General features: G+C 73.1%; 21 protein-coding genes. 10 read left to right on the forward strand and 11 right to left on the reverse strand.

All coding sequences use genetic code 11. The annotated features are described in order from the left end of the window. Positions 1-10 precede the first annotated feature (10 nt). The 7 genes from gap (at position 11) to ABD324_RS03160 (ending at position 6,347) form a co-directional block, all read left to right on the forward strand. On the forward strand, positions 11-1,030 hold the full coding sequence (gap, locus tag ABD324_RS03130; RefSeq protein WP_344412121.1) for a type I glyceraldehyde-3-phosphate dehydrogenase: 1,020 nt from the start codon (positions 11-13) through the stop codon (positions 1,028-1,030). After that, positions 1,027-2,193, forward strand: coding sequence for a phosphoglycerate kinase (locus ABD324_RS03135; RefSeq protein WP_344412123.1), 1,167 nt, complete (start codon positions 1,027-1,029; stop codon positions 2,191-2,193). Before gap ends, ABD324_RS03135 begins: the two co-directional genes overlap by 4 nt. Further along, the gene (gene tpiA / locus ABD324_RS03140) at positions 2,193-2,978 is read left to right on the forward strand and encodes a triose-phosphate isomerase (RefSeq protein ID WP_344412125.1); all 786 of its coding nucleotides are present in this window, start codon (positions 2,193-2,195) and stop codon (positions 2,976-2,978) included. Before ABD324_RS03135 ends, tpiA begins: the two co-directional genes overlap by 1 nt. 219 nt (positions 2,979-3,197) lie before the next feature. Continuing rightward, a complete protein-coding gene (gene secG, locus ABD324_RS03145; RefSeq protein WP_344412127.1) occupies positions 3,198-3,434 on the forward strand; it encodes a preprotein translocase subunit SecG in 237 nt (78 codons plus the stop codon). 46 nt (positions 3,435-3,480) lie between these two features. Further along, positions 3,481-3,822 carry an RNA polymerase-binding protein RbpA gene (locus ABD324_RS03150; protein ID WP_344413373.1) on the forward strand — a complete coding sequence of 114 codons (342 nt, stop codon included), beginning with the start codon at positions 3,481-3,483 and terminating at the stop codon, positions 3,820-3,822. 96 nt (positions 3,823-3,918) lie between these two features. Beyond that, positions 3,919-5,178: a TrpB-like pyridoxal phosphate-dependent enzyme gene (locus ABD324_RS03155; protein ID WP_344412129.1), complete on the forward strand. Its 1,260-nt coding sequence runs from the start codon at positions 3,919-3,921 to the stop codon at positions 5,176-5,178. Between the two features lie 59 nt (positions 5,179-5,237). Further along, on the forward strand, positions 5,238-6,347 hold the full coding sequence (locus ABD324_RS03160; protein ID WP_344412131.1) for a lysylphosphatidylglycerol synthase transmembrane domain-containing protein: 1,110 nt from the start codon (positions 5,238-5,240) through the stop codon (positions 6,345-6,347). Positions 6,348-6,468: 121 nt separating this feature from the next. On the opposite strand, the gene ABD324_RS03165 is transcribed toward ABD324_RS03160, so the two are convergent. From ABD324_RS03165 to ABD324_RS03175, 3 genes are all read right to left on the reverse strand, one after another. Continuing rightward, the gene (locus ABD324_RS03165) at positions 6,469-6,903 is read right to left on the reverse strand and encodes a rhodanese-like domain-containing protein (RefSeq protein WP_344412133.1); all 435 of its coding nucleotides are present in this window, start codon (positions 6,901-6,903) and stop codon (positions 6,469-6,471) included. 196 nt (positions 6,904-7,099) lie between these two features. Continuing rightward, positions 7,100-8,074: a formate-dependent phosphoribosylglycinamide formyltransferase gene (gene purT, locus ABD324_RS03170; RefSeq protein ID WP_344412135.1), complete on the reverse strand. Its 975-nt coding sequence runs from the start codon at positions 8,072-8,074 to the stop codon at positions 7,100-7,102. Between the two features lie 51 nt (positions 8,075-8,125). After that, positions 8,126-8,605 (reverse strand): VOC family protein, encoded by a 480-nt coding sequence (locus ABD324_RS03175; RefSeq protein ID WP_344412137.1) that lies wholly within the window; start codon positions 8,603-8,605, stop codon positions 8,126-8,128. Between the two features lie 91 nt (positions 8,606-8,696). Here ABD324_RS03175 and ABD324_RS03180 point away from each other — a divergent pair, with 91 nt between their 5' ends. Further along, entirely contained in the window at positions 8,697-9,191 is a 495-nt protein-coding gene (locus tag ABD324_RS03180) for an Lrp/AsnC family transcriptional regulator (RefSeq protein WP_344412139.1), read from the forward strand. Positions 9,192-9,885: 694 nt separating this feature from the next. Here ABD324_RS03180 and ABD324_RS03185 read toward each other — a convergent pair. Genes ABD324_RS03185 through tkt form a run of 7 tightly spaced genes read right to left on the reverse strand, consistent with a single transcriptional unit; the run spans position 9,886 to position 18,693 of the window. Continuing rightward, the gene (locus ABD324_RS03185; protein ID WP_344412141.1) at positions 9,886-10,311 is read right to left on the reverse strand and encodes a hypothetical protein; all 426 of its coding nucleotides are present in this window, start codon (positions 10,309-10,311) and stop codon (positions 9,886-9,888) included. Positions 10,312-10,327: 16 nt separating this feature from the next. Then, a complete protein-coding gene (gene pgl, locus ABD324_RS03190) occupies positions 10,328-11,113 on the reverse strand; it encodes a 6-phosphogluconolactonase (protein WP_344412143.1) in 786 nt (261 codons plus the stop codon). Beyond that, positions 11,113-12,057: a glucose-6-phosphate dehydrogenase assembly protein OpcA gene (opcA, locus tag ABD324_RS03195; protein WP_344412145.1), complete on the reverse strand. Its 945-nt coding sequence runs from the start codon at positions 12,055-12,057 to the stop codon at positions 11,113-11,115. Before opcA ends, pgl begins: the two co-directional genes overlap by 1 nt. Before the next feature lie 46 nt (positions 12,058-12,103). Then, positions 12,104-13,666: a glucose-6-phosphate dehydrogenase gene (zwf, locus tag ABD324_RS03200; protein ID WP_344412147.1), complete on the reverse strand. Its 1,563-nt coding sequence runs from the start codon at positions 13,664-13,666 to the stop codon at positions 12,104-12,106. Between the two features lie 41 nt (positions 13,667-13,707). Beyond that, a complete protein-coding gene (locus tag ABD324_RS03205) occupies positions 13,708-15,465 on the reverse strand; it encodes a hypothetical protein (RefSeq protein WP_344412150.1) in 1,758 nt (585 codons plus the stop codon). Between the two features lie 11 nt (positions 15,466-15,476). After that, on the reverse strand, positions 15,477-16,592 hold the full coding sequence (gene tal, locus ABD324_RS03210; protein ID WP_344412153.1) for a transaldolase: 1,116 nt from the start codon (positions 16,590-16,592) through the stop codon (positions 15,477-15,479). A gap of 10 nt (positions 16,593-16,602) precedes the next feature. Next, positions 16,603-18,693, reverse strand: a complete 2,091-nt coding sequence (gene tkt, locus ABD324_RS03215) for a transketolase (protein WP_344412156.1) — start codon at positions 18,691-18,693, stop codon at positions 16,603-16,605. A gap of 328 nt (positions 18,694-19,021) precedes the next feature. Here tkt and ABD324_RS03220 point away from each other — a divergent pair, with 328 nt between their 5' ends. Further along, positions 19,022-20,011, forward strand: coding sequence for a heme o synthase (locus tag ABD324_RS03220; RefSeq protein WP_344412158.1), 990 nt, complete (start codon positions 19,022-19,024; stop codon positions 20,009-20,011). On the opposite strand, the gene ABD324_RS03225 is transcribed toward ABD324_RS03220, so the two are convergent. Next, positions 20,004-22,151, reverse strand: coding sequence for a prolyl oligopeptidase family serine peptidase (locus ABD324_RS03225; RefSeq protein ID WP_344412160.1), 2,148 nt, complete (start codon positions 22,149-22,151; stop codon positions 20,004-20,006). The genes ABD324_RS03220 and ABD324_RS03225 overlap by 8 nt on opposite strands. Before the next feature lie 82 nt (positions 22,152-22,233). Here ABD324_RS03225 and ABD324_RS03230 point away from each other — a divergent pair, with 82 nt between their 5' ends. After that, positions 22,234-23,415: an MFS transporter gene (locus tag ABD324_RS03230; protein ID WP_344412162.1), complete on the forward strand. Its 1,182-nt coding sequence runs from the start codon at positions 22,234-22,236 to the stop codon at positions 23,413-23,415. Positions 23,416-23,506: the final 91 nt, after the last annotated feature.

The following is a 23,506-nucleotide window of genomic DNA, read 5'->3' on the forward strand; positions in this document are numbered from 1 at the left end:
GGAGGTTCGTGTGACCGTCCGGGTAGGCGTCAACGGCTTCGGCCGCATCGGCCGCAACTTCTGGCGGGCGGTGGACGCCCAGCGCGCCGCCGGCACCAGCGACATCGAGATCGTCGCGGTGAACGACCTCACCGACAACGCGACGCTCGCACACCTGCTCAAGTACGACTCGATCCTCGGCCGCCTGCCGTACTCGGTGGAGCTCAAGGGCGATGACGAGATCGTGGTCGACGGGAAGTCGATCAAGGCGCTGTCGTTCCGCGACCCGGCCGAGCTGCCCTGGAAGGACCTCGGCGTGGACGTCGTGGTCGAGTCCACCGGCTTCTTCACCAAGCGCGAGGGTGCCTCGAAGCACCTCGACGCGGGCGCGAAGAAGGTCGTCATCTCGGCGCCGGCGAGCGGTGAGGACCTCACCATCGTCAAGGGCGTCAACGACGCGGAGTACGACGGCTCGCAGTCGATCATCTCGAACGCGTCCTGCACCACCAACTGCCTCGCGCCGCTGGCCAAGGTGCTCGACGACCTGCTGGGGATCGAGAAGGGTCTGATGACCACGATCCACGCCTACACGCAGGACCAGAACCTGCAGGACGGGCCGCACTCCGACCTGCGTCGCGCGCGCGCCGCCGCGATCAACATCGTGCCGACCTCGACCGGTGCCGCCAAGGCGATCTCGCTGGTCCTGCCGCACCTCAAGGGCAAGCTCGACGGGTACGCCCTGCGCGTGCCGATCCCCACCGGCTCGGCCACCGACCTCACGGTCGAGGTGCGCAAGGAGGCCTCGGCCGCGGAGATCAACGCCGCGTACAAGGCCGCCGCCGAGAGCGGCCCGCTCCAGGGCATCCTCAAGTACACCGAGGACCCCATCGTGTCGTCGGACATCGTCACCGACCCGCACTCCACGATCTTCGACGCCGGCCTGACCAAGGTCATCGGCAACCAGGTGAAGGTCGTCGGCTGGTACGACAACGAGTGGGGCTACTCGAACCGCCTCGCCGACATCACCGCGCTGGTGGCGTCGAAGCTGTGAGGACCGTCGCCGACCTCGTCGACGAGGGGGTGGCCGGGCAGACCGTGCTGGTGCGCTCGGACCTCAACGTCCCCCTCGACGGCGAGACCATCACCGACGACGGGCGCATCCGGGCCTCGGTGCCGACGATCGCCGCGCTCGCCGAGGCGGACGCGAAGGTCGTCGTCACGGCCCACCTCGGCCGGCCGAAGTCCCCGTCGGACACGCAGTTCTCGCTGGCCCCGGTGGCCGCGCGGCTCGGTGAGCTGCTCGGCGCGCCGGTGAAGCTCGTTCCGCACGGCGCGGACCTGCCGAACCTGCACGAGGGCGACGTGGTGCTGCTGGAGAACATCCGGTTCGACCCGCGCGAGACCTCGAAGAGCGACGACGAGCGTGCGGCGTTCACCCGCGAGCTGATCGAGCGCACGGGCGCCGAGGCGTTCGTGAGCGACGGTTTCGGCGTGGTGCACCGCAAGCAGGCCTCGGTGTACGACGTCGCGCAGGAGCTGCCGGCCTACGCGGGCGGGCTCGTCCTGTCCGAGGTCGAGGTGCTGAAGAAGCTGACCGAGACGCCCGAGCGGCCGTACGCGGTCGTGCTCGGTGGCTCCAAGGTGTCGGACAAGCTCGCCGTGATCGAGGCGCTGCTGCCGAAGGTGGACTCGCTGCTGGTCGGCGGCGGGATGTGCTTCACCTTCCTGGCCGCGCAGGGCTACGGCGTGGGCTCGTCGCTGCTCGAGAAGGACCAGATCGACACGTCCCGCAAGCTCCTGGAGTCCGGGAAGATCGTCCTGCCCCTGGACGTCGTGGTGGCGGACGCCTTCTCGGCGGACGCGAACACCAAGACCGTCCCGGTGGACGCGATCGAGGACGGCTGGATGGGCCTGGACATCGGCCCGGCGTCGGTCGGGGAGTTCTCCTCCGTGCTCGCCGGGGCGAAGACGGTGTTCTGGAACGGGCCGATGGGCGTGTTCGAGCTCGCGCCGTTCGCCGAGGGCACCCGCGGCGTCGCGCAGGCGATCGTCGACTCGTCGTCCTTCTCGGTGGTCGGCGGCGGTGACTCGGCCGCGGCCGTGCGCGCGCTCGGCCTGCCCGAGGACGGGTTCTCGCACATCTCCACCGGGGGCGGCGCGTCCCTGGAGTACCTCGAGGGCAAGTCCCTCCCCGGAGTGGCGGTGCTCGACTGATGGCCCGGACGCCGCTGATCGCGGGCAACTGGAAGATGAACCTCAACCACCTCGAGGCCATCGGGCTGGTGCAGAAGATCGCCTTCGCGTTGCCGGAGAAGTACTACGACCACGTCGACGTGGCGGTGATCCCGCCGTTCACGGACATCCGCAGCGTGCAGACCCTGATCGACGGGGACAAGCTCAAGCTCGTCCACGGCGCGCAGGACCTGTCCCCGCACGCCTCCGGGGCCTACACCGGCGACATCTCCGGGGCGATGCTCGCGAAGCTCGGCTGCACCTACGTGGTGGTCGGGCACTCGGAGCGCCGGGAGATCCACGGCGAGGACGACCGGACCGTCAACACCAAGGTGCACGCCGCGCTGAAGAACGGCCTCAAGCCGATCCTCTGCGTCGGCGAGGGCCTGGACGTCCGGGAGTCCGCCGCGCACGTCTCCCACTGCACCGCGCAGCTGGTGGCGGCGCTGGAGAAGGTCACGGCCGAGCAGATCGGCGAGGTGGTCGTCGCCTACGAGCCCGTCTGGGCGATCGGCACCGGCAAGGTGGCCTCGCCTGCGGACGCGCAGGAGGTCTGCCACGCGCTGCGCGAGCAGGTCCGGGAGCTGTACGGCGCCCCGGTGGCGGAGGCGACCCGCATCCTCTACGGCGGCTCGGTGAAGGCGAAGAACGTCGGCGAGATCGTCGCCGAGACCGATGTCGACGGCGCGCTCGTCGGCGGGGCCTCCCTGGACGGCGACGAGTTCTCGCAGCTCTGCGCCATCGCCGCGGGCGGCCCGCTGCCGTAGCCCCCGTGAGTGGCAATAGTCGCCATGGCGACTATTGCCACTCACGACCCCGCGGAACTCCGCCGTCGCGGCGATCGTTGGTCGGTCGGGGACGGTGAGCGGGCGGTAACGCCCCGTCCGCGCGATGCGACCTCCCGGACACCACCCGAGGGGAGCGGGCGAGCGGGCACGGGTAGATTGACAACCCTTGCCGGAACGTCGAGGCGGAATGGACGTCGAATGATCTTCGCGCTGCAGATCGTGCTGATCGTGGCCAGCGTCGTGCTGGTGCTCCTGATCCTGCTGCACCGCGGCCGTGGCGGCGGGCTCTCGAGCCTGTTCGGCGGCGGCGTCCAGTCGAGCCTGTCGGGCTCGAGCGTGGTCGAGAAGAACCTGGACCGGCTGACCCTGTTCACCGCCGCGATCTGGGTGGTGGCGATCGTCGGGATCGGCGTGCTGGTCAAGGTCGGCGTCTGAGCGAGCCCTCCGGCTAGCGGAGCGGGCGAAGGAGAACACCATGGCGATGTCCGGTGGCAACGCGATCCGCGGCACCCGTGTCGGTGCCGGTCCGATGGGGGAGTCCGAGCGGGGCGAGACCGCGCCGCGCGAGCGGATCCCGTACTTCTGCGCCAACGGCCACGAGACCCGGCCGTCGTTCGCGGCCGAGGCGGAGATCCCCGAGTTCTGGGACTGCCCGCGCTGCGGCCTGCCGGCCGGTCGCGAGCAGACCGCGCCGCCCGCGGCGCCGCGCAACGAGCCGTACAAGACGCACCTCGCGTACGTGAAGGAGCGCCGCAGCGACGAGGACGGCGCCGCCATCCTCGACGAGGCGCTGGCCCGCCTGCGGGCGAGCCGCGAGCTCTGACACACCTCCCGAGAACGCCGCGGACCCCCGAGGGGCGCGGCGTTCTCGCATGTCAGGGGGTTCCCTGACCCGGGGTCGAGCGCTAGCGTCCGCGGGATGAGTCGGTGGACGCTTCCTCCCTCGAAGATCCCCAGCGCCTGGTTCAACGTGGCGCCCCACCTGCCGGTGCCCCTCGATCCGCCGCTGCACCCCGGCACCCGGGAGCCGGTCGGGCCGGCGGACCTCGCCCCGCTGTTCCCGATGGAGCTGATCGGGCAGGAGGTGTCCACGGCCCCGTGGGTGGACGTCCCCGGTGAGGTCCTCGACATCCTCCGGCTCTGGCGGCCCACCCCGCTGGTCAGGGCCGAACGGCTGGAACGCCTGCTCGGCACGCCCGCGCGGATCTACTTCAAGGACGAGTCCGTCTCGCCGTCGGGCAGCCACAAGACCAACACCGCCGTCCCTCAGGCGTTCTACAACGCCAAGGAGGGCATCCGGCGGCTCACCACGGAGACGGGTGCGGGTCAGTGGGGCACCGCCCTGTCGTTCGCCGCGGCCCAGTTCGACCTGGAGCTGCAGGTCTACATGGTGCGGGCCTCCTACGAGCAGAAGCCGTACCGCCGGGTCGCGATGGAGACCTGGGGCGGCTCGGTCGTCGCCTCACCCGTCGACGAGCCGGACCACCCCGGCTCGCTGGGCTCCGCGATCTCCGACGCGGTGCGGGACTGCGTGGGCCGCGAGGACACGCACTACGCGCTCGGCTCCGTGCTCAACCACGTGCTGCTGCACCAGACCGTGATCGGGCTGGAGGCGCGCGAGCAGCTGGAGATGGCCGGCGAACGGTTGCCGGACGTCGTCATCGCGCCCTGCGGGGGCGGCTCCAACCTGGGTGGGATCTCGTTCCCGTTCGTGCCGGACGCCGAGGTGCGGCTGCTCGCCGTCGAGCCCACGTCCTGCCCCACCCTGACGCAGGGCCGCTTCGAGTACGACTTCGGCGACGTCGCCGGGATGACCCCGCTGATGCCGATGTACACCCTCGGCCACGACTTCGTGCCGCCCTCGATCCACGCCGGCGGCCTGCGCTACCACGGCGACTCGCCGCTGGTGTCGGCGCTGGTCAAGGCCGGGCGGATGGAGGCCGTCGCCTACCCGCAGGGCAAGGTCTTCGAGGCGGCGGTCCAGTTCGCGAAGGCCGAGGGCAAGATCGCCGCGCCCGAGTGCGCGCACGGCGTGCGGGCCGCGATCGACGAGGCGCTGGCCGCGAAGGAGACCGGCGAGGAGAAGGTCATCCTGTTCAACTTCAGCGGGCACGGCTTCCTCGACCTCTCCGCCTACGACGACTACCTGCACGGACGGCTGCCGGACGAGCAGGGGTGAGGCGGGTCTCGCGACTTTCTGTCGGGGTCCGGGGCTAGCCTGGGACGAAGGGGGCGGTGATGGCGGCGACGACGCGGACGGGCATGCGCGCGGTCCTGTCGTGGCCGCTGCGGCACGGGAAGTCGCTGCTGCACTGGGTGCTCGTGCTCGCCGCCCTGGGCTACATCGGCTGGCAGCTGCCGGACATGATCGGCGCGGTCCGCGAGGCGGGCCCCGTCCTCGCGGCGATGGACCCCGGCTGGATCGCGCTGGCCGTCGTGCTGGCCGTCGTCGCGCTGGTGGCCTACGGCGAGATGCACCGCATGCTGCTGGCGATCGGCGGGAGCCCGGTGCCGGCCCGCACGGTGCAGGCGATCACGTTCGCCGAGAACGCGATCTCCAACACCGTCCCGGTCGTCGGTGGGGCCGGGGCGCTGGCCTACTCGCTCACCCGGCTGCGCAGCCGCGGGGTCGACGGGGCGCGGGCGTCCTGGGCGGTGTTCCTGCCCGGGGTGCTGTCCACCGTGGTGCTGATCGTCGGCGGCGTGTTGATCGTCGGGGCTGCGGGCTGGTTCCCGATCTGGCTGGCCGTGGTGGCCGCCGCGGCCGTCGCGCTGGGTGCCATGGGCTTCTGGTCGGTGCTGACCCACGCCGCGGTGCTGCGCCGGATCCTGCTCGTCGCCGTGCACGTCGGGCGTCGGGTGCCGGGGCTGTGCCGGCCGTGTCGTGGCTCGTGGGCGGCCGATCCGGAGGGCATGGCGACCTCGCTCGCCGCGCGCATCGGGATCCTGCGCCCGTCGCCGCTGCAGTGGGTCGCGCTCGTCGGGGTGGCGCTCGTGAGCTGGGCGGGGGACTACATCGCGCTCCACGCCGTGGGCGAGGCGATGGGCCTGTCGGTGCCGTGGACGGCGCTGGCCCTGGGCTTCCTCGCCGTGCAGCTGTCCATCGCGCTGCAGGTTCTCCCGGGCGGGGCGGGGCTCGCGGAGACGGGCCTGCTCGGGGTGCTGCTGGCCGCGGGCGCCCCGCCGGCCCCGGCCGCCGCCACCGTCCTGATGTACCGGCTGATCACCTGGCTCGGCCTGTCGGTCGCGGGCTGGATCGTCTACGCGGCCCAGGTCCACCTCACCCCGCCCCACTGGCACGGGCACCCGGAGGAGGAGCTCCCGCCGGGCGCGGTCCCGAGCCACTGATCGGGCTCCCCTGCCCCGCCCCTTGCCCAGCCCGTCCTTCTCCACAGTGATCAACAGGGCGTCAGCGCTGATTTTCCTTGATCATCCGACAGTGAGGTCCTGGTGATCTCCCGAGGGGTGATCAACAGGCGCAGGGTGCGGTCAGGGGGTCGGCCGGGCGGTGCAGCGGGCCCGCGGCGGACTCCACCGGGAAGCCCTCCCGGATCCAGTACTCGATCCCGCCCCGCATCTCCTTCACCCGGAACCCGGCCCGGGCCAGGGCGAGCGCCCCGCGCGTGGCGCCGTCGCACCCCGGCCCCCAGCAGTAGGTGACGACCGGGACGGCCGGATCGAGGTCGGCCGGCAGCTGGGCGGTCGGCAGGTGCACCGCGCCCGGCACGTGCCCCTGGTCCCAGGCCGCAGGCCCCCGGGTGTCGACGAGCACGAACCCCGGATCGCCGGCGAGGGAGGCGTGCACGTCCGCGACGTCGGTGAAGAACGCGAGCCGGCCGGCGAAGAAGGCGGCCGCCTCGGCGGGCGGAGCCGGCGGGACGGCGAGAGCGGGAGAGACTGTCATGGCGCCGACGCTAGGCCCGCCGGCCGACGATCTGAAGGCAGATTCCACGGCCGAAGACATCTGCGACCGTGGAATCCACGGCATGAACGGGCCCAGCGCCGCCCGCCCCGTGTCCGCATGATCGACGTCCGTGTCCGATGATCCGCCAGATCGATCGCTCTCCGGACAGGCGCGCCGATCGTGCAGCCGGGCGAGCTCAGTCCGTGACGACCCGGACCAGCCCGGCAGCCTTCGTCGCCCGCTCCCGGGCCACGTCGACGTCGTCCGCACCCGCGACCGCCACACCCATCCGGCGCTTCCGGAAGCTCTCGGGCTTGCCGAACAGGCGGATGTCCGTGCCGGGGACCGCGAGGGCCTCGTCCACGCCCTCGAACGCGACGGCCTTCGCGTCGACACCGCCGTAGATGACCGCCGACGCGCCCGCGTTGCGCAGCGCCACGTCGACCGGCAGGCCCAGCACCGCGCGGGCGTGGAGCTCGAACTCGGAGAGCCGCTGGGTGGCGAGCGTGACCAGGCCGGTGCCGTCCGCAGCGGGTGCCCGGACCGTCAGCTGGGTGATCTCGTAGTCGAACTCCACGAAGCCCTCGACGATCACCCTGGTCCCGGCCACGCGTCCGCCGGCCATCGCGTAGTCCCACGAGGGCTGCAGGTCCGCGGCCGAGCGGAGCACGGACTGGCCCTTGCCCGACGACGACATCACCGGCTTGATCACGCACGGGTAGCCGATGCCGCCGTCGACGGCGGCCCGCACCTCGTCGAGGGTGTCCGCGAAGGCGTACGGCGAGGTCGGCAGCCCCAGCTCCTCGGCGGCGAGCCGCCGGATGCCCTCGCGGTCCATGGTCAGGCGGGTGGCACGTGCCGTCGGGATGACGGTGGCGAGGCCCTCGTCCTCGACCCGCTGCAGGGCCTGCGTCGCGATCGCCTCGATCTCGGGGATGACGTACTGCGGGCGCTCCTGCTCGATCAGGGCGGCGAGCGCCACCGGGTCCGTCATGTCGATCGTGTGGGCGCGGTGGGCGACCTGGTGGCCGGGAGCCGCGGGATAGCGGTCCACGGCGATCACCTCGACACCGAGCCGCTGGAAGGCGATCACGACCTCCTTGCCCAGCTCACCCGCTCCCAGCAGCATCACGCGGGTGGCGGCGGGGCTGAGCGGCGTGCCGATCTGCATGCCGCCCAGCCTAGGTCGTCACCCTCGGTGCCAGAGGGTCAGCTCTCACCGTCAGCCCTCACCGTCGTAGGCCTTCCGGAGGGCCTCGATGTCGAGCTTGCCGAACTGCTGGAGCATCGCCGCGGTGGTGCGCGCCGCCTTCTCCTGGTCGGGATCGCGCATCCACGCGTCGGCCTCGAGCGGGACGACCTGCCAGGACACGCCGAACCTGTCCTTGAGCCAGCCGCACGGCTGCTCCGAGCCGCCCTCGACCAGCGCGGCGTAGTAGCGGTCGTTCTCCTCGCTCGTCTCGCACGGCACCACGATCGAGATGGCCTCGGTGTGCGGGAACTGGGGGCCGCCGTTGAGCCCGGCGAACTCGGCGCCGTCGAGGACGAACTCGACGTACATCTCCTCGCCCGCGGGCCCCGGCGCACCGTCCGGGTAGGTCATGACGCTCGTGATCCGCGAGTTCGGGAAGATCGAGCAGTAGAACTCGGCGGCGGCCCTGGCCTGGCCGTCGAACCAGAGACAGGTGGCGAGCTGCTTCATGGTGGGCTCCTTCTCGAGGGGTGTCGCAGGAGAGACGGGCCTGTTCTCCGGGACTCATCGGCTGCCATGGATTCGTCGCTAGGATCGCGACATGTCCGTGGAATCCCTCGACGATCTCGACTGGCGCCTGCTGGAAGCCCTGCAGCGCGACGGCCGGGCGAGCTACGCCGACCTCGGCCGCCTGGTCGGGCTGTCGCCCAGCGCCGTCACCGAACGGGTCCGGCGGCTCGAGGAGTCCGGCGTGATCACCGGCTACGCCTGCGAGGTCGACGCCGAGAAGCTCGGCCTGCCGATCATGGCGCTGGTCCGGCTGCGGTACCCGAGCGGCAACTACAAGCCCTTCCGGGACCTGCTCGGCACCACGCCGGAGATCATCGAGGCGCACCACGTCACCGGCGAGGACTGCTTCGTGATCACGGTCCGGGCGCGCTCCATGCGCCACCTGGAGGAGGTCACGGGCCGGATCGCGGGCCTCGGCGGGGTGACCACCAGCGTCGTCTACTCGAGCCCGCTCCCACGCCGCTCGGTCGTCGCGAGCGCGGTGGGGGCGAGCGCCGCAGCCGCCGCGACCAGCCGCCGCCGCTGAGTTCGAGGTCGGCCGGCGCTGCCGCGTGCCGTGCGCCGCTGCCGTCCGGCGCTGCTGCCGTGTGCCGAGCGCTGCTGCCGTGTGCTGAGAGCCGCTGCCGCGGAGCGGCGGGCCGGCCTGCGCCGCTGAGTGGTCAGCCGGCCGCCGCTGGCGAGGTGGTCAACGGCGCGGGTGTCGGTGATCGGCGATTCGGTGTTCTGACGGCGCGGGCACCCCTCTGAGCGCACGTGAACGCCGATCATGCGTCGCTGTTGCGCTGTTGCGCTGTTGCGCTGTCGCAGCCAACGGCAGTTCGTGCGCGGAGATCGCTGTTCCGGTGCGCTGACGGTGGGGCCAGCAGCCTTGGTGGCACTGAACCGGCGATCTTCAGCGTCCTGCCGTCGCTCGACCGCGAGCCGGACGGTGCCCGGGCGACTCCGCCTGCGAGCGCTGGCCCCGTCCTCGGTCGACGGGCCTCGGTCATGATCACCGTTTCCGTGCACCCACGCCGCCCGCAGCACCGTAGCGGCGCACTGAAACAGTGATCTTCCGAGTGGCGTCGACGATCCGAGGCCACGGCGACCATGATCGCCGTGGCCGTGGCCGTGGCCGTGGCCGTGGCCGTGGCCGTGGCCGTGGCCGTGCGCCGGAGACGGCGGCCCGACGACTGCCCCGACGGCACGGTGATGATGATCTTCGGTGCCGCGGCTCCTCGTCAGAGGCGGGCGAGGAGGGTGCCGGGGCGGATCGTGCGGGCGCCCACGGCGTGCAGGAGTCGGGTGAGCTCGCGATCGGCCGTCACCACGACGACGTCCTCGTCGCGTTCGCCGGCCTCGTGGGCGAGTTCGACCATTGCGGAGTCGCCGTCGCGCGGGGCGAGGCGGACCTCCAGACCGTCGGGGATCGCGGCCCGCTTCGCCGCCCCCTCCAGCACCAGCACGACCCGCACGCCGTCGCCCCCTGGCCGCACCGCTGCCGCGTCCGATACGGGTCCGTGAGCAGCGCAGAGGTCGTCGAGGGCGCCCCTGGACCGCGCCGCGGCCAGCTGGGCGGCGAGGCGGGAGGCCGCGCCCGCGCGGTCTCTCCACCAGCCGTCCGGACGGGAGCCCACCACGTTGGCCCCGTCGATCACGAGAAGCATCCGGCACCCAGCAGCATCAGCCCCGGCCGAGCAGGTCCTTCGGCAGCTTCGCCGCCGCCCCCCGGTCCAGCAGCCAGCGGGTGTGCCGGCGGCCCCGCGCCCCCGCGACCGGGATCGCGACCTCGCCCGCGCCACCCAGCGCCATGCTCACCGCGGCCGCCTTGCCCTCGCCGCCGGTGATGATCCACACCTCGGCGGCGGTCCGGATCGCCGGCAGCGTCAGCGAGACCCGCGTCGGCGGCGGCTTCGGGCAGTTGTGGACGGGCACGACGGTCCGGTCGGTCTCGTACACCGCCGGCGACTCCGGGAAGATCGACGCACAGTGACCCTCGGGGCCCATTCCGAGCATCAGCACGTCGAAGGCCGGCACCTCACCGTGGTCCTCCGGGCGTGCCTTGCGCGCCAGCAGGTCCGCGTACTCGGCGGCCGCCTCGTCCGCACCCGACGGCCCGGTGCCCACGTCCGCCCCCATCGGGTAGACCAGGGCCGGATCGACGTCGACGTGGTCGAGCAGCGCCGCCCGGGCCTGCGTCTCGTTCCGCTCCGGGTCCCCGGCCGGCAGGAACCGCTCGTCGCCCCAGTAGAACTCGATCCGCGACCAGTCCACCGCCGCGCGGGCGGGGGAGTCCCGGATCTCCTCGAGGAGCTTGATCCCGACCCCGCCGCCGGTCAGCACGATCCGCGGGATCCCGCCCGTGGCCTGCAGGTCGACGAGCCGGGTGACGAGCCGGGCCGCGGTGGCGGCGGCCAGCACGTCGGAGTCGGAGTGGACCGCGATCTCGGGGGTGGCTCCCGCGCCCATCAGACCGACACCGCCGAACGCCCGCGCGACACCGCGTCCACACCGGCGAGCGCCTCGCCGTAGGTCTCGTCCGGGTCGAGCCGGCGCAGCTCCTCGGCCAGGCAGTCCGGCACCCCACGACGGGCCAGCGCGATCATCCGGTCCGGCTGGCCGGGCTGCGACAGCGTGGCCGTCTTGCCGTCCGGGCGGACCAGCTCGACCCTGCCCGACGCCCGGACCAGCCTGACCAGCGTCATCCCCTCGCCGTTGGCCGCGGGCGACCGCTTGACCTTCACCCCCAACCGCGTCGCGAGCCAGCCGGCCAGCAGGTCCGTCGACGGCGAGACCGTCTCTCCCGCGACCACGGCGGAGGTGACGTCGTCGTGCGGCGGGAAGTCGAGCGCGGCGGCGAGCAGCGCCCGCCACTGGGTCAGCCGGGTCCAGGTGAGGTCCGTGTCGCCGGCGACGTGCCCGGCCCGGCGCTGCTCGAAGGCCCTGGTCGGGTTCTTCGACGACAGCGCGTCGGTGATCCGCCGCTGCGCGAGCTCGCCGATCGGATCCTCCGCGGGCACGGCCGGGGCCTCGTTCGGCCACCACGCGACGACGGGTGCGTCCGGCAGCAGCAGCGGCATCACCATGCCGGCACCCGCCTCACCGCCCGCCAGCGCGCCGTACCCGCGCAGCACGATCACCTCGGACGCCCCGGCGTCCCCGCCCACGCGGATCTGCGCGTCCATCCGCGGTGCGGCCCGGCGCTGCCCGCGGGCCAGCACGATCACCCGGCAGGGGTGCTCGCGGCTCGCGGTGTTCGCGGCCTCGATCGCCTGCTCGATGCTCGCCCCGTCGTCGGTGACGACCACGAGGGTGAGCACCCGGCCGAGGGCGAGCACGCCGCCCTTCTCGCGCAGCTCGACCAGCTTCTTGTTGACCGCCGAGGTGTTGCTCGACGGAAGATCGACGATCATCGCGGATCTCCTTCCACGGGCTGTGCCGGTGCGGCCGTTCGCGGGCTCACGGCCGGCGCCACGTGCGGCCGGTGCGCGCCAGCATGTCGTTGGCCTGGTCCGGGCCCCACGAACCGGCGGGGTACGGCGGCGGGCCCTCGGGCAGCGCGTGCCAGTAGTCGATCACCGGATCGAGGATCTCCCAGGAACGCTCGACCTCGTCGTTGACCGGGAACAGCGACGGCTCGCCGAGCAGCACGTCGAGGATCAGCCGCTCGTAGGCCTCCGGTGACGCCTCGGTGAACGCCGTGCCGTAGCCGAAGTCCATCGTGACGTCCCGGACCTCCATCTGGCTGCCCGGCACCTTGGACCCGAAGCGCATGGTCACGCCCTCGTCCGGCTGCACGCGGATGACCAGGGCGTTCTGCCCGAGCTCCTCGGTCATCGTGGAGTCGAACGGCAGGTGCGGGGCCCGCTTGAAGATCACGGCGATCTCGGTGACGCGGCGGCCGAGCCGCTTGCCCGTGCGCAGGTAGAACGGCACGCCGGCCCAGCGCCGGGTGTCGATCTCGCAGGTGATGGCGGCGAAGGTCTCGGTGGTGGAGTTCGGGTCGTAGCCCTCCTCCTCCTTGAGCCCCCGCACGAGCTCGCCGCCCTGCCAGCCGCCGGCGTACTGGCCGCGTGCGGTGGTCTCGTCGAGCGGATGCACGAGCTTGGTGGCGTTGAGCACCTTGATCTTCTCGGTGCGCAGCTCGTCGGAGGAGAACGACGTCGGCTCCTCCATCGCGGTGAACGCGAGCAGCTGGAGCAGGTGGTTCTGGATGACGTCCCGGGCCGCCCCGATGCCGTCGTAGTACCCCGCGCGCCCGCCCAGGCCGATGTCCTCGGCCATGGTGATCTGCACGTGGTCCACGTAGTGGCTGTTCCAGATGGGCTCGAACAGCTGGTTGGCGAAGCGGAGCGCGAGGACGTTCTGCACCGTCTCCTTGCCGAGGTAGTGGTCGATCCGGAAGACCGAGTCCTCGGGGAACACGTCGTTGACGATCGCGTTGAGCTCGCGCGCCGAGGCCAGGTCGTGCCCGAACGGCTTCTCGATCACCACGCGGCGCCACTGGTCGTCGTCCTGCGAGGACAGCCCGGACCGCGCCAGCTGCTTGCAGACGACGGGGAACGCCGACGGCGGGATCGACAGGTAGAACGCGTGGTTGCCGCCGGTGCCGCGGACGCGGTCCAGGTCCCGGACGGTGCGCTCGAGCCGGTCGAACGAGTCGTCGTCGTCGAAGGAGCCCTGCACGAACCGGAAGCCCTCGGCGAGCCGGTCCCACACCTCCTGGCGGAACGGGGTGCGCGCGTGGGCCTTGACCGCCTCGTAGACGACCTCGCCGAAGTCCTGCTCGTCCCAGTCCCGGCGGGCGAAACCGGTGAGCGCGAAGCCGGGCGGCAGCAGCCCGCGGTTGGCGAGGTCGTAGATCGCCGGCATGAGCTTCTTGCGGGACAGGTCCCCGGTGACACCGAAGATCACCAGGCCGCAGGGGCCTGCGATGCGGGGGAGCCGCTTGTCCCGAGGATCGCGCAGCGGGTTCACCCAGTGGGCCGTGTGGGCCGGGATGCCCTTCGTGCCGCTGGTCATGTCACGCTCCGTCTCTTGCTTCCGTACGTCGAACGTGCTGGTCAGGGGGTCTGCGGCAGCTGCAGGGCCTGCACGGCGCGGGCGAGCACCACGAGCCCGGCGACGCGGTCGTGCAGGTGCAGCCGGAGCACGGGGACACCTCGCGTCGCGATGTCGGCGGCGACGACGCCCGCCTCGCGCAGCGCCAGACTAGCCAGGGCCGGACCGGGATCGGGCGCCAGATCGTCCGGCGCGTCCCCCGTGAGCAGCAGCACGGCACCCGGTCGGGGGGTGTCCCGGCGGAACGGGGCGAGGACGGCGCGGTCCCGCGGGCCCCAGCCGAAGGTGACGGGCAGCCCCGTGCGCCGGGCCAGCTCGGCGCGCAGGACCGCGACGGACGCGTCGTCGGCCGGATCGAGCCAGCCCCAGACGGCGAGATGGCCGTCCTCCGGCACGGCCCGGACCAGCGCCTGCAGCGCCTCGTCCGCCGCCCCCGAGAACCAGTCCCCGGCGTGGGTGGTGACGATGCCGTCGGTGCCGATCTCCCGGAGCACCGGTCCGGGGTCCGGGGACGGCGCGCGGACGGGACTCGCGGGCGCGTCGGGGGCGAAGGCGTCCGCGTCGAGGAGCCGGGCGGCGGCCGCGGCGGCGATCTGCCAGAGCAGCAGCTCCGCCCCGGTCGAGCCGCCGGTGCGGACCGCGTCCGCATCCGTACCGGGTTCGGGTGCCGCGGTGGGGGTGTCCTCGGTCGGTTCCTCGGCGGTGGCCGGGGCGAACACCGGTCCGAAGGGGAGCCCGGTGTCGTCCGTGGGATCGACCAGCACGGGCCGGCCGCCGGCGGCGCCGACGAGCGCCGCGACCCATTCGGCGAGCTCGGGGCGGTCGAGCGGCGGGACGATCCGGACCGGCCCGTCCGCGGTCGCGACGAGCGCCCCGGCGAGCTCGAGGGCGGGATTGGCCGCGTCGTCCGCGGCGAGCAGCTCGACGACTTCGCGGGCCTCGTCGAGGACCGTGCCGACCGGCGCGCCGGCGAGCCCCGCGGGCACGATCCCGGGGGCCCCGAGGACGGAGAACACCCCTGGTACGTCCCGCTCGGTGGTGATCACGACGGATCCGGTCGCGCGCGCCCGCTCGTCGAGACGCGACCCGGCCTCGGTGAGGACGACGGTGCGGGCGTGGGCGCGTTCCGGGCCGATCTCGGCGGCGAGGGCCTCGGCGAGCAGCTCGTGGACGGCGGCGACCCACTCCGTGTCGCCGAACGGATCGGCGACGACCAGGACGATCCCGTCGAGGTCGGTCGCGAGCGCGTGCGACACGGCCCCGGGGTCCGGGGAGTCGACGACGGTCAGCAGGCTGCGCGGGGACGCCCCGGAGCCGGCCGGGACCGCCACCGACGCGAGCACCCGCGCGCCGAGGGTCCAGCGCGCGTCCCCGACCAGCAGCACCCGGGCCGCTCCGGCCACCCGGAACGCCTCGCGCAGCGCGTCGACCTGCCCGATCAGCGGTCGCGACGTCCGCGGCAGTGCCGCCCAGCCCAGCCCGTCCTCGGCGGAGGCGGAGCCGACCCTCGGATCCTCGGCGGAGCCGGCCCTCGGGTCCTCGGCGGAGCCGGCCCTCGGATCGGTGTCCGCCTCGGGGCGCGGTTCGGGCGCGCGCGGCGCGGGCCCCCACACCGACGGATCGGCCTCGGCGATCCGGGAGGCCACCGAGTCGTCGGCCAGGAGCCCCGCGACCCGCCACACCTCGGGCAGGAGAGGGGTGGACACGGCTCCGCCGCCGAGCTCCACGACCGGGAGCCCGACGGCGGGTCGGGACGTCACGTGCGGTTCGCCTACTTCTGTGTGGCGTCGAGCTGCCCCTGGACGGACTCCTGCAGCTCCGACCAGGACTTCTCGAACTTCTCGACGCCCTCGTTCTCGAGGGTGAGGAAGACGTCCGGGATGTCGATGCCCACCTGCTCGAGCGCGTCGAACACCTGCTGGGCCTCGGCGGCCGTGCCGGTGACGGTGTCGCCGGAGGTCACGCCGTGGTCGGCGTAGGCCTGCAGGGTCTTCTCCGGCATGGTGTTGACGACGTTCGCGACGATCAGCTCGGAGACGTACAGCGTGTCCGGGTACTCCGGGTTCTTCACGCCGGTCGACGCCCAGAGCGGCCGCTGGGCGGTCGCGCCCTTCGCCTCGAGTGCCGCGTAGCGGTCCGAGGAGAAGACCTCCTGGTAGGCGGCGTAGGCGAGCCGGGAGTTGGCGACGCCCGCCTTGCCCTTGAGCGCCTTCGCCTCGTCCGTGCCGATCGCGTCGAGGCGCGCGTCGATCTCCGTGTCCACCCGGGACACGAAGAAGGAGGCGACGGAGTGCAGCGAGGCGACTGCCACGCCGTTGGCCGCCGCCTGCTCCACGCCGTCGAGGTAGGCCGCCATGACGGCCCGGTAGCGCTCGACCGAGAAGATCAGCGTGACGTTCACCGAGACGCCCTCGGCGAGCGCCCGGGTGATGGCCGGCAGGCCCGGCTCGGTGGCGGGGATCTTGACCAGCAGGTTCGGCCGGTCGACGGACTTCCACAGGTCGAGGGCCTGCGCGACGGTGGCCTCGGTGTCCCGCGCCAGCGTGGGATCGACCTCGAGCGACACGCGCCCGTCGACCCCGCCCGTGGCCTCCCAGGTGCCGGAGAAGATGTCGCAGGCCTGCTGGACGTCCGCCACGGTGATCTCGCGGATCGACGCGGCGACGTCCGCCCCGCGCGAGGCGAGCTCGCGGACCTGCGCGTCGTAGGCCGCGCCGTCCTTCAGCGCGCCCGCGAAGATGGTCGGGTTGGTGGTGATGCCGACGACGTTCCAGTCCGCGATCAGCTCGGCCAGGTTGCCGGAGGTGATGCGCTCGCGCGACAGGTCGTCGAGCCAGATGGACACGCCCGCCTCGGACAGCGCGGCGAGCTTCGGGTGGGTGCTCATGTCATCCCTCTCAGGACTTGCCGAGGCTCGCGCGGGCGGCGTCGACGACGGCCTCCGGCGTGAACCCGAACTCGCGGAACAGGGTCGCGGCGTCCGCGCTGGCGCCGTAGTGCTCGATGCTCACCGGGCGGCCGGCGTCGCCCAGGAACCGGTACCACGGCATCGCGATCCCGGCCTCGACCGAGACGCGCGCCTTGACCGACGGCGGCAGGACCGAGTCCTTGTAGGAGGCGTCCTGGGCGTCGAACCACTCGACGCACGGCATCGACACCACGCGGGTCGGGATGCCGTCGGCCTCCAGCGTCTCGCGGGCGGCGACGGCGAGCTGGACCTCGGACCCGGTGGCGATGAGCAGGACCTGCGGCTCCCCGTCCGAGGCGTCCGCGAGGACGTACCCGCCCTTCTTGACGCCCTCGGCCGAGGTGCCCTCCAGCGTCGGCAGGTTCTGCCGGCTCAGGGCCATGCCGACCGGGCCGTCCCGCCACTCGAGGGTGGCCTTCCAGCCGAAGGCGGTCTCGTTGGCGTCCGCCGGGCGCAGCATGGACAGGTTCGGGATGGCCCGCAGCGCCGCGAGGTGCTCGATCGGCTGGTGCGTGGGGCCGTCCTCGCCCAGGCCGATGGAGTCGTGCGTCCACACGAAGATCGCCGACGACTTCATGAGCGAGCCCAGCCGGACCGCGCCGCGCATGTAGTCCGCGAACTGCAGGAACGTGCCGCCGTAGGGGCGGGTCGGGCCGTGCAGGGCGATGCCGTTGAGGATCGCGCCCATCGCGTGCTCGCGGACGCCGAAGTGCAGCGTGCGGCCGTAGGGGTTCGCGTTCCACATCTTCGTGGCCGCGTCCTTGGGGCCGAACGAGTCCGCCCCCTCCATCGTGGTGTTGTTGCTCTCGGCCAGGTCGGCCGAGCCGCCCCACAGCTCCGGCAGCACCGGCGCCAGGGCGGTGAGCGTCTCGCCCGAGGCCTTGCGGGTCGCGATGCCCTTGGGGTCGACGGGGTAGACCGGCAGCACGTCCGCCCAGCCCTCGGGCAGCGCGCCGGCGACGAGCCGGTCGAACAGCACCTTGCGCTCGGGCTCGCGCGCCACCCAGTCCTCGTAGGACTTCTGCCAGGCGTCGATGGTGGCGAACGCGCGCTCCCGGACGTCCCGGGTGTGCGCGAGCACCTCCGGCTCCACGACGAAGCTCTTGTCGGGGTCGAAGCCGAGGACCTTCTTGGTCTCGGCGACCTCTTCGGCCCCCAGCGCGGCGCCGTGCGCCTTCCCGGTGCCCATCTTGGTGGGGGCGGGGAACCCGATGATCGTGCGCAGCAGGATGAACGACGGCCGGGTGGTCTCGGCCTTGGCGGCCTCGAGCGCGGCAAGGATGCCGGAGACGTTCTCCCCGCCCTCGACGACCTGCACGTGCCAGCCGTAGGCCTCGTAGCGCTTGGCGGTGTCCTCGGACAGCGCGATCGCGGTGTCGTCCTCGATGGAGATCTTGTTGTCGTCGTAGACGACGGTGAGGTTGCCCAGCTCCTGGCGGCCGGCGAGCGACGACGCCTCGCTGGTGACGCCCTCCTCGATGTCCCCGTCCGACGCGATCACGTAGATGTGGTGGTCGAAGGGGGAGGTGCCCTCGGGGGCGTCCGGGTCGAAGAGGCCGCGCTCGCGGCGCGCGGCCATGGCCATGCCCACCGCGGAGGCGAGGCCCTGGCCGAGCGGGCCGGTGGTGATCTCGACGCCCTTGGTGTGCTGCCACTCCGGGTGCCCCGGGGTGAGCGAGCCCCACTTGCGCAGCTGCTCGAGGTCCTCGATCTCCAGGCCGTAGCCGGCGAGGAAGAGCTGGATGTAGAGGGTGAGGCTGGAGTGGCCCGCGGACAGCACGAAGCGGTCCCGGCCCACCCAGTTCGGGTCCTGCGGGTCGTGTCGCAGGACGCGCTGGAACAGCGTGTACGCGAGCGGCGCGAGGCTCATCGCGGTACCGGGGTGGCCGCTGCCACAGCGCTGCACCGCGTCCGCCGCCAGTACGCGGACGGTGTCGACGGCGCGGCGGTCCAGCTCCGTCCAGTCGTCCGGGACCTCGGCGCGGGTGAGCGCGGCGAAGTCGGGCTCCGTAACAGACACGGCTGAAGCTCCTGTCCTCGTGGGTGTGATGCGGATCTACCCGGGCGGACGCCGTCCATGCCCCGTCCGGCGACCCGGTCACGGGGGCCGTGGACCGGGGGCGCGATCGGCGCGTCCGGCTCTCGACCTCGAACCTTAGCCACATCGGCCCACCGCCGGACCGCTCCGGGAGCAGATCACGCCGGGTTGTCCACAGCAGGACCACCCGCCGACTCCCGCGCGCATTCCAGGGGTTAGCATCGACACGCTGTAGAAGACGGGCCGCCGGCCGGTGGCCGTCGCCTGCGGCACCCACCACGGACCCTGTCGGCGAGCGAGGTAGCAACTGGTGAGCGCACCCGTGTCACACCGGGGAGCGGCCGAGCGGCCGGACCGGGCAGGATCCGGTGCCGATTCCGCTGCCGGGTCGGCCGCGGGCCCGTCCCGGGGCGCCCGGTTCGCGGACACGGTGCGGGCCTACGTGGGGCTCACCAAGACGCGGATCATCGAGCAGCTGCTCGTGGTCACCGTGCCGGCGATGATCCTCGCGAAGCGCGAGATCCCGTCGGTCTGGCTGATCCTCGCGACCCTGGTCGGCGGCGCGATGGCCTCGGCCGCGGCCCACGCCCTGAACTGCGTGGTCGACGCGGACATCGACGCGAAGATGAAGCGCACCTCGAAGCGGCCCACGGCCCGCGGCGAGGTCGCCCCGCGCAACGCGCTGATCTTCGGCCTGGTCCTGGGTGCGCTGTCCGCGGTGTGGCTGTGGTGGACGACGAACCTGCTCTCGGCGGTGCTGGCCGTCGGGGCGATCGCGTTCTACGTGCTCGTCTACACGATGTGGCTCAAGCGCCGGACCTCGCAGAACATCGTCTGGGGCGGGGCCGCGGGCTGCATGCCCGTCGTCATCGGCTGGTCCGCGGTGACCGGCACGGTCGGCTGGCCCGCCCTGGTGATGTTCGGTGTGATCTTCTTCTGGACGCCGCCGCACTTCTGGGCGCTGGCCATGAAGTACAAGGACGACTACGCGGCGGCCGAGGTCCCGATGCTGCCGGTGGTGGCCACGGCCCGGCAGGTCTCGGTCCGGATCGTGATCTACAGCTGGGTGATGTTCGCCTGGACGTTGCTGCTCCTGCCGGTCACGTCCTGGATCTACCTGGCCGTGGCGGTGCTGGGCGGCGCCTACTTCGTGATCCGGGCGCACGTGCTGCACGCGGGGGTCAAGGCGGGCAAGGAGGTGGCGCCCATGCGGCTGTTCCACCTCTCGAACCTCTACCTCTGCGCCCTCTTCCTCGCGATCGCCGTCGACGCGGCCGTGGGCCTGCCCACCCTCATCTGAGCAGGTCGGGCGTCTCCCACTCCTCCCCGAGGACGTGGTGGGCCAGGAAGGCCTGCACCGTCTCGTACCAGAGCGCGGAGTGCTGCGGGGTGAGCACCCAGTGGTTCTCGTCGGGGAAGTACAGGAAGCGGTGCGGGTTGTCGGCCGGGTCGGCGACGCGGTACTGCAGGTCCCACCACAGCCGCAGGGCCTCGCCGATCGGCACGCGGTAGTCCTTGTCGCCGTGGATCACCAGCATCGGCGTGGTGATCGCGTCGGCGTGCCGGTGCGGGCTGTTGGCCTCGGCCATCTCCGCGGTCATCTCGGTGAGCCAGTAGTCCGCGAAGTCCGTCGTCGGGCCGAACTGGTCGAGCGCCCACAGGCTCGCGTGCGTGACGATCGCCCGGAAGCGGTCCGTGTGTCCGGCGATCCAGTTCGCCATGTACCCGCCGAAGGAGCCGCCCATCGCGGCCGTCCGGGTGGCGTCGATCTCGGGGAGGGCCTCGGCGGCGTCGGTGAGCGCGAGCAGGTCGGTGTAGGGCGGGCCGCCCCAGGCGCCCCAGCCGCGCTGCACGAAGTCCTGCCCGTAGCCGGTCGACAGCGCCGGGTCGGGCAGCAGGACGGCGTAGCCGCGCGCGGCCATCAGCCAGGGGTTCCAGCGCCACTGCCAGGCGTTCCAGCTGCCGAGGGGGCCGCCGTGGACCCAGAGCAGCAAGGGGGCGGAGGTGGAGCTTGCGGACCCGACCGTCGGTGCGGAGGGGGAGCTCGCGGACCCGACCGTCGGTGCGGAGGGGGAGCTTGCGGACCCGACCGTCGGGCCCGGCCCGGAGGTGTCGGGGAGGACCAGCCAGGCCCGTAGCGGCGAGCCGTCCTCCGCGGTCGCGGTGACCTCGGTGAGGGTCCCGGGCAGCAGCGGCGCGTCGGCCGGACCGGGGAGCAGGGTGGGCTGCTGGTCGGCTGTGTGCGCGTCGAGCCGGACGGGTGCGGGCGGGTGGTCGACGGCCGAGCGCAGGGCGTAGACCGTGCTCCCGTCGGGGGAGACGACCGGGTTCGTGTAGGCCCCGTGGTCCCCGGTGAGCCGGGTGACCGTCCCCTCCGGGGTGATCCGGAACAGTGGTGACCGCCCGCCCTCGTCCGCGACGACGACGAGGGCGGCCGAGTCGGGCGTCCAGACCAGGTCGGCGGGCCAGCGGTCCCAGTCGCCGGCGAGCACAGCGGCCTCGCCGCCGGTGGGCACAGCGGCCTCGCCGCCGGTGGGCACAGCGGCCTCGCCGCCGGTGAGCGGCAGCAGCACGATGTCGAAGCGCGGTGCGCTCTGCGGGGTGGATCGCCGCGAGCGGATCGCCGCCACGGTGCGCCCGTCGGGGCTGATCCGGGGCGTGCCGGCGTCGAATGCGGGATCGTCGAGCAGCGTGCGGTGCTCGGCCGTGGCGGTGTCGATCGCCACGAGGGTGGCCCGGGTCGCGCCGTGCGGCAGGTCGATCGCCCAGACCGCGACGGCGGTGCGCCCGTCCGGCGAGAGGTCCGCTGCGGAGTCGACCAGGGCCCGGCGGGGCGCGGGCGTGAGGTCCTGCCAGGGGCCTGCGGTGGGGTCCACGGGGCCGGCCACGAGCCGCGGCTCGTCCGGGCCCAGGTCGTGGTCCCAGAACCGCACCGGGTAGCCGTCGTGGAGGACCGCGGCGACCTTGCGTTCCTTGCGTGCCGTGCGCCGGGCCGTGTCGTCCTCGGCGGTCACCGCGCCCGGCAGTGTCATCGACGTCAGCAGTACCGTGCCGGCCTCCCGGGCCACGATCGGCGACGAGACGCCGCCGGGGCGCGTGCCCGCGACCGTCGCCTCGCCGCGGAGCGGCAGCCGCCACAGGGCGGCGGCCTCGGGGGCGTCCGGGTCGCCGTCGGGATCGGGGCGGGCGGAGACGAACAGCAGGTCGCCGTCGGGGGTGAAGGCCGGCGCGGACTCGCCCTTCGCGCCGCGGGTCAGCCGCCGGGCGGGTTCGGCCCCGGTGGGATCGATCTCCCACAGGGCCGGCGTCCAGGCCGTCCGCTCGCGGTTCAGCGCGGCGGCGGTGGTGACCAGCCGGGAGCCGTCGGGGGAGAGGGCGAGGCCCGCCAGGCGCGGGAGCTCGACGTAGCGCTGCAGATCGTGGAAGCAGGTGTCGGCCACATGCTCATGCCTACACGGTCGGGCCCGTCCGGTCGGGCGGGGACCGTCGCGCCGGGGGTGATCGGGAGGGAGACTGGCGGTGATGACCGGAACGATCACCCGTCCCGTCGCGAGCCGGCGGGGTCGCCTCGCCGTCGCCGGGGCCTTCCTCGTGACCATGACGGGCACCACGTTGCCCACCCCGCTCTATCCCCTCTACGCGCAGCGTGACGGCTTCGGCGGCGTGGTCGTGACGGTCGTGTTCGCGACCTACGCCGTGGGCGTCGGCACCGCGCTGGTGCTCACCGGCGGGCTCTCCGACCGGATCGGGCGGCGCCCGGTGCTCGCGGCCGGGCTCGCGTTCTCGCTGCTCAGCGGCCTGGTGTTCCTGGTCCCGGCGGAGCCGGCGCTGTTCGTGGGCCGGTTCCTGTCGGGTCTGTCCGCCGGCGTCTTCACCGGGACGGCGACGGCGGCGCTGCTGGACCTGTCCGACGAGGGCGGCAAGGCCCGGGCGGGCCTGGTCGCCTCGGTGGTGACCATGACGGGTCTCGGGACCGGCCCGTTGGTCGGCGGGGTGCTGGCCCAGTTCGCGCCCTGGCCGCTCGTGCTGCCGTACCTCGTGCACGCGGCGTTGCTGGTGCTGTCCGCCGGGGCGCTGTGGACGGTCCCGGAGACCGTCTCGCGGGGGACCTTCCGGATCGTGCCGTTGCGGGTCGGGTCGGTGCCGCCGCAGGCGCGACGGGTGTTCGTGCGGGCGTCGACGGCGGGTTTCGCCGGCTTCGCCGTGCTGGGCCTGCTCACGGGGGTGTCGCCCCAGGTGATGGTCGAGGTGCTGCACCGGCCCGAGCACGTCGCCGTCGGGCTGGTGGTGTTCGCGATGGGCGTCGGCGCCGCGGTGGGGCAGGTCGCATCGACCCACCTGCCGGAGCGGGTGGTTCCCGTCGTCGGGTGCGCGGTGCTGGTGGTGGGCACCGGGCTGATCGGGGCCGGGATCGGACGGGCGTCGCTCGCCCTGTTCGCGGCCGGCGCGGTCGTCGGCGGCGCCGGGTTGGGGACGACGCTGCGGGCCGGCATCGTGGCGGTCGGCGGCGCGGCCCCGGAGCGGGTGCGGGGCGCGGTGGTCGCGACGTTCTTCCTGGTCCTCTACACCGCCCTGTCGCTGCCGGTCATCGGTGTGGGCGCGGCGGCGCACGCCGTCGGCATGGCGACGGCGGGGGTGGTCTTCTCGGCGATCGTCGGCGCGCTGGCCCTGCTGGCCCTGGTCCTGAGCGCCCGCGAGCTCTGATCGGGGCCCGCACACCGGTCCGCGCGCTCGCCCACCCGTCGTGACCGCTGTGCGCAGGCCCGGAGTGGTGTGCGAGCGGGTCGGGGCGCGG

The organism is Pseudonocardia ailaonensis, assembly GCF_039531635.1.
Classification (GTDB): domain Bacteria; phylum Actinomycetota; class Actinomycetes; order Mycobacteriales; family Pseudonocardiaceae; genus Pseudonocardia; species Pseudonocardia ailaonensis.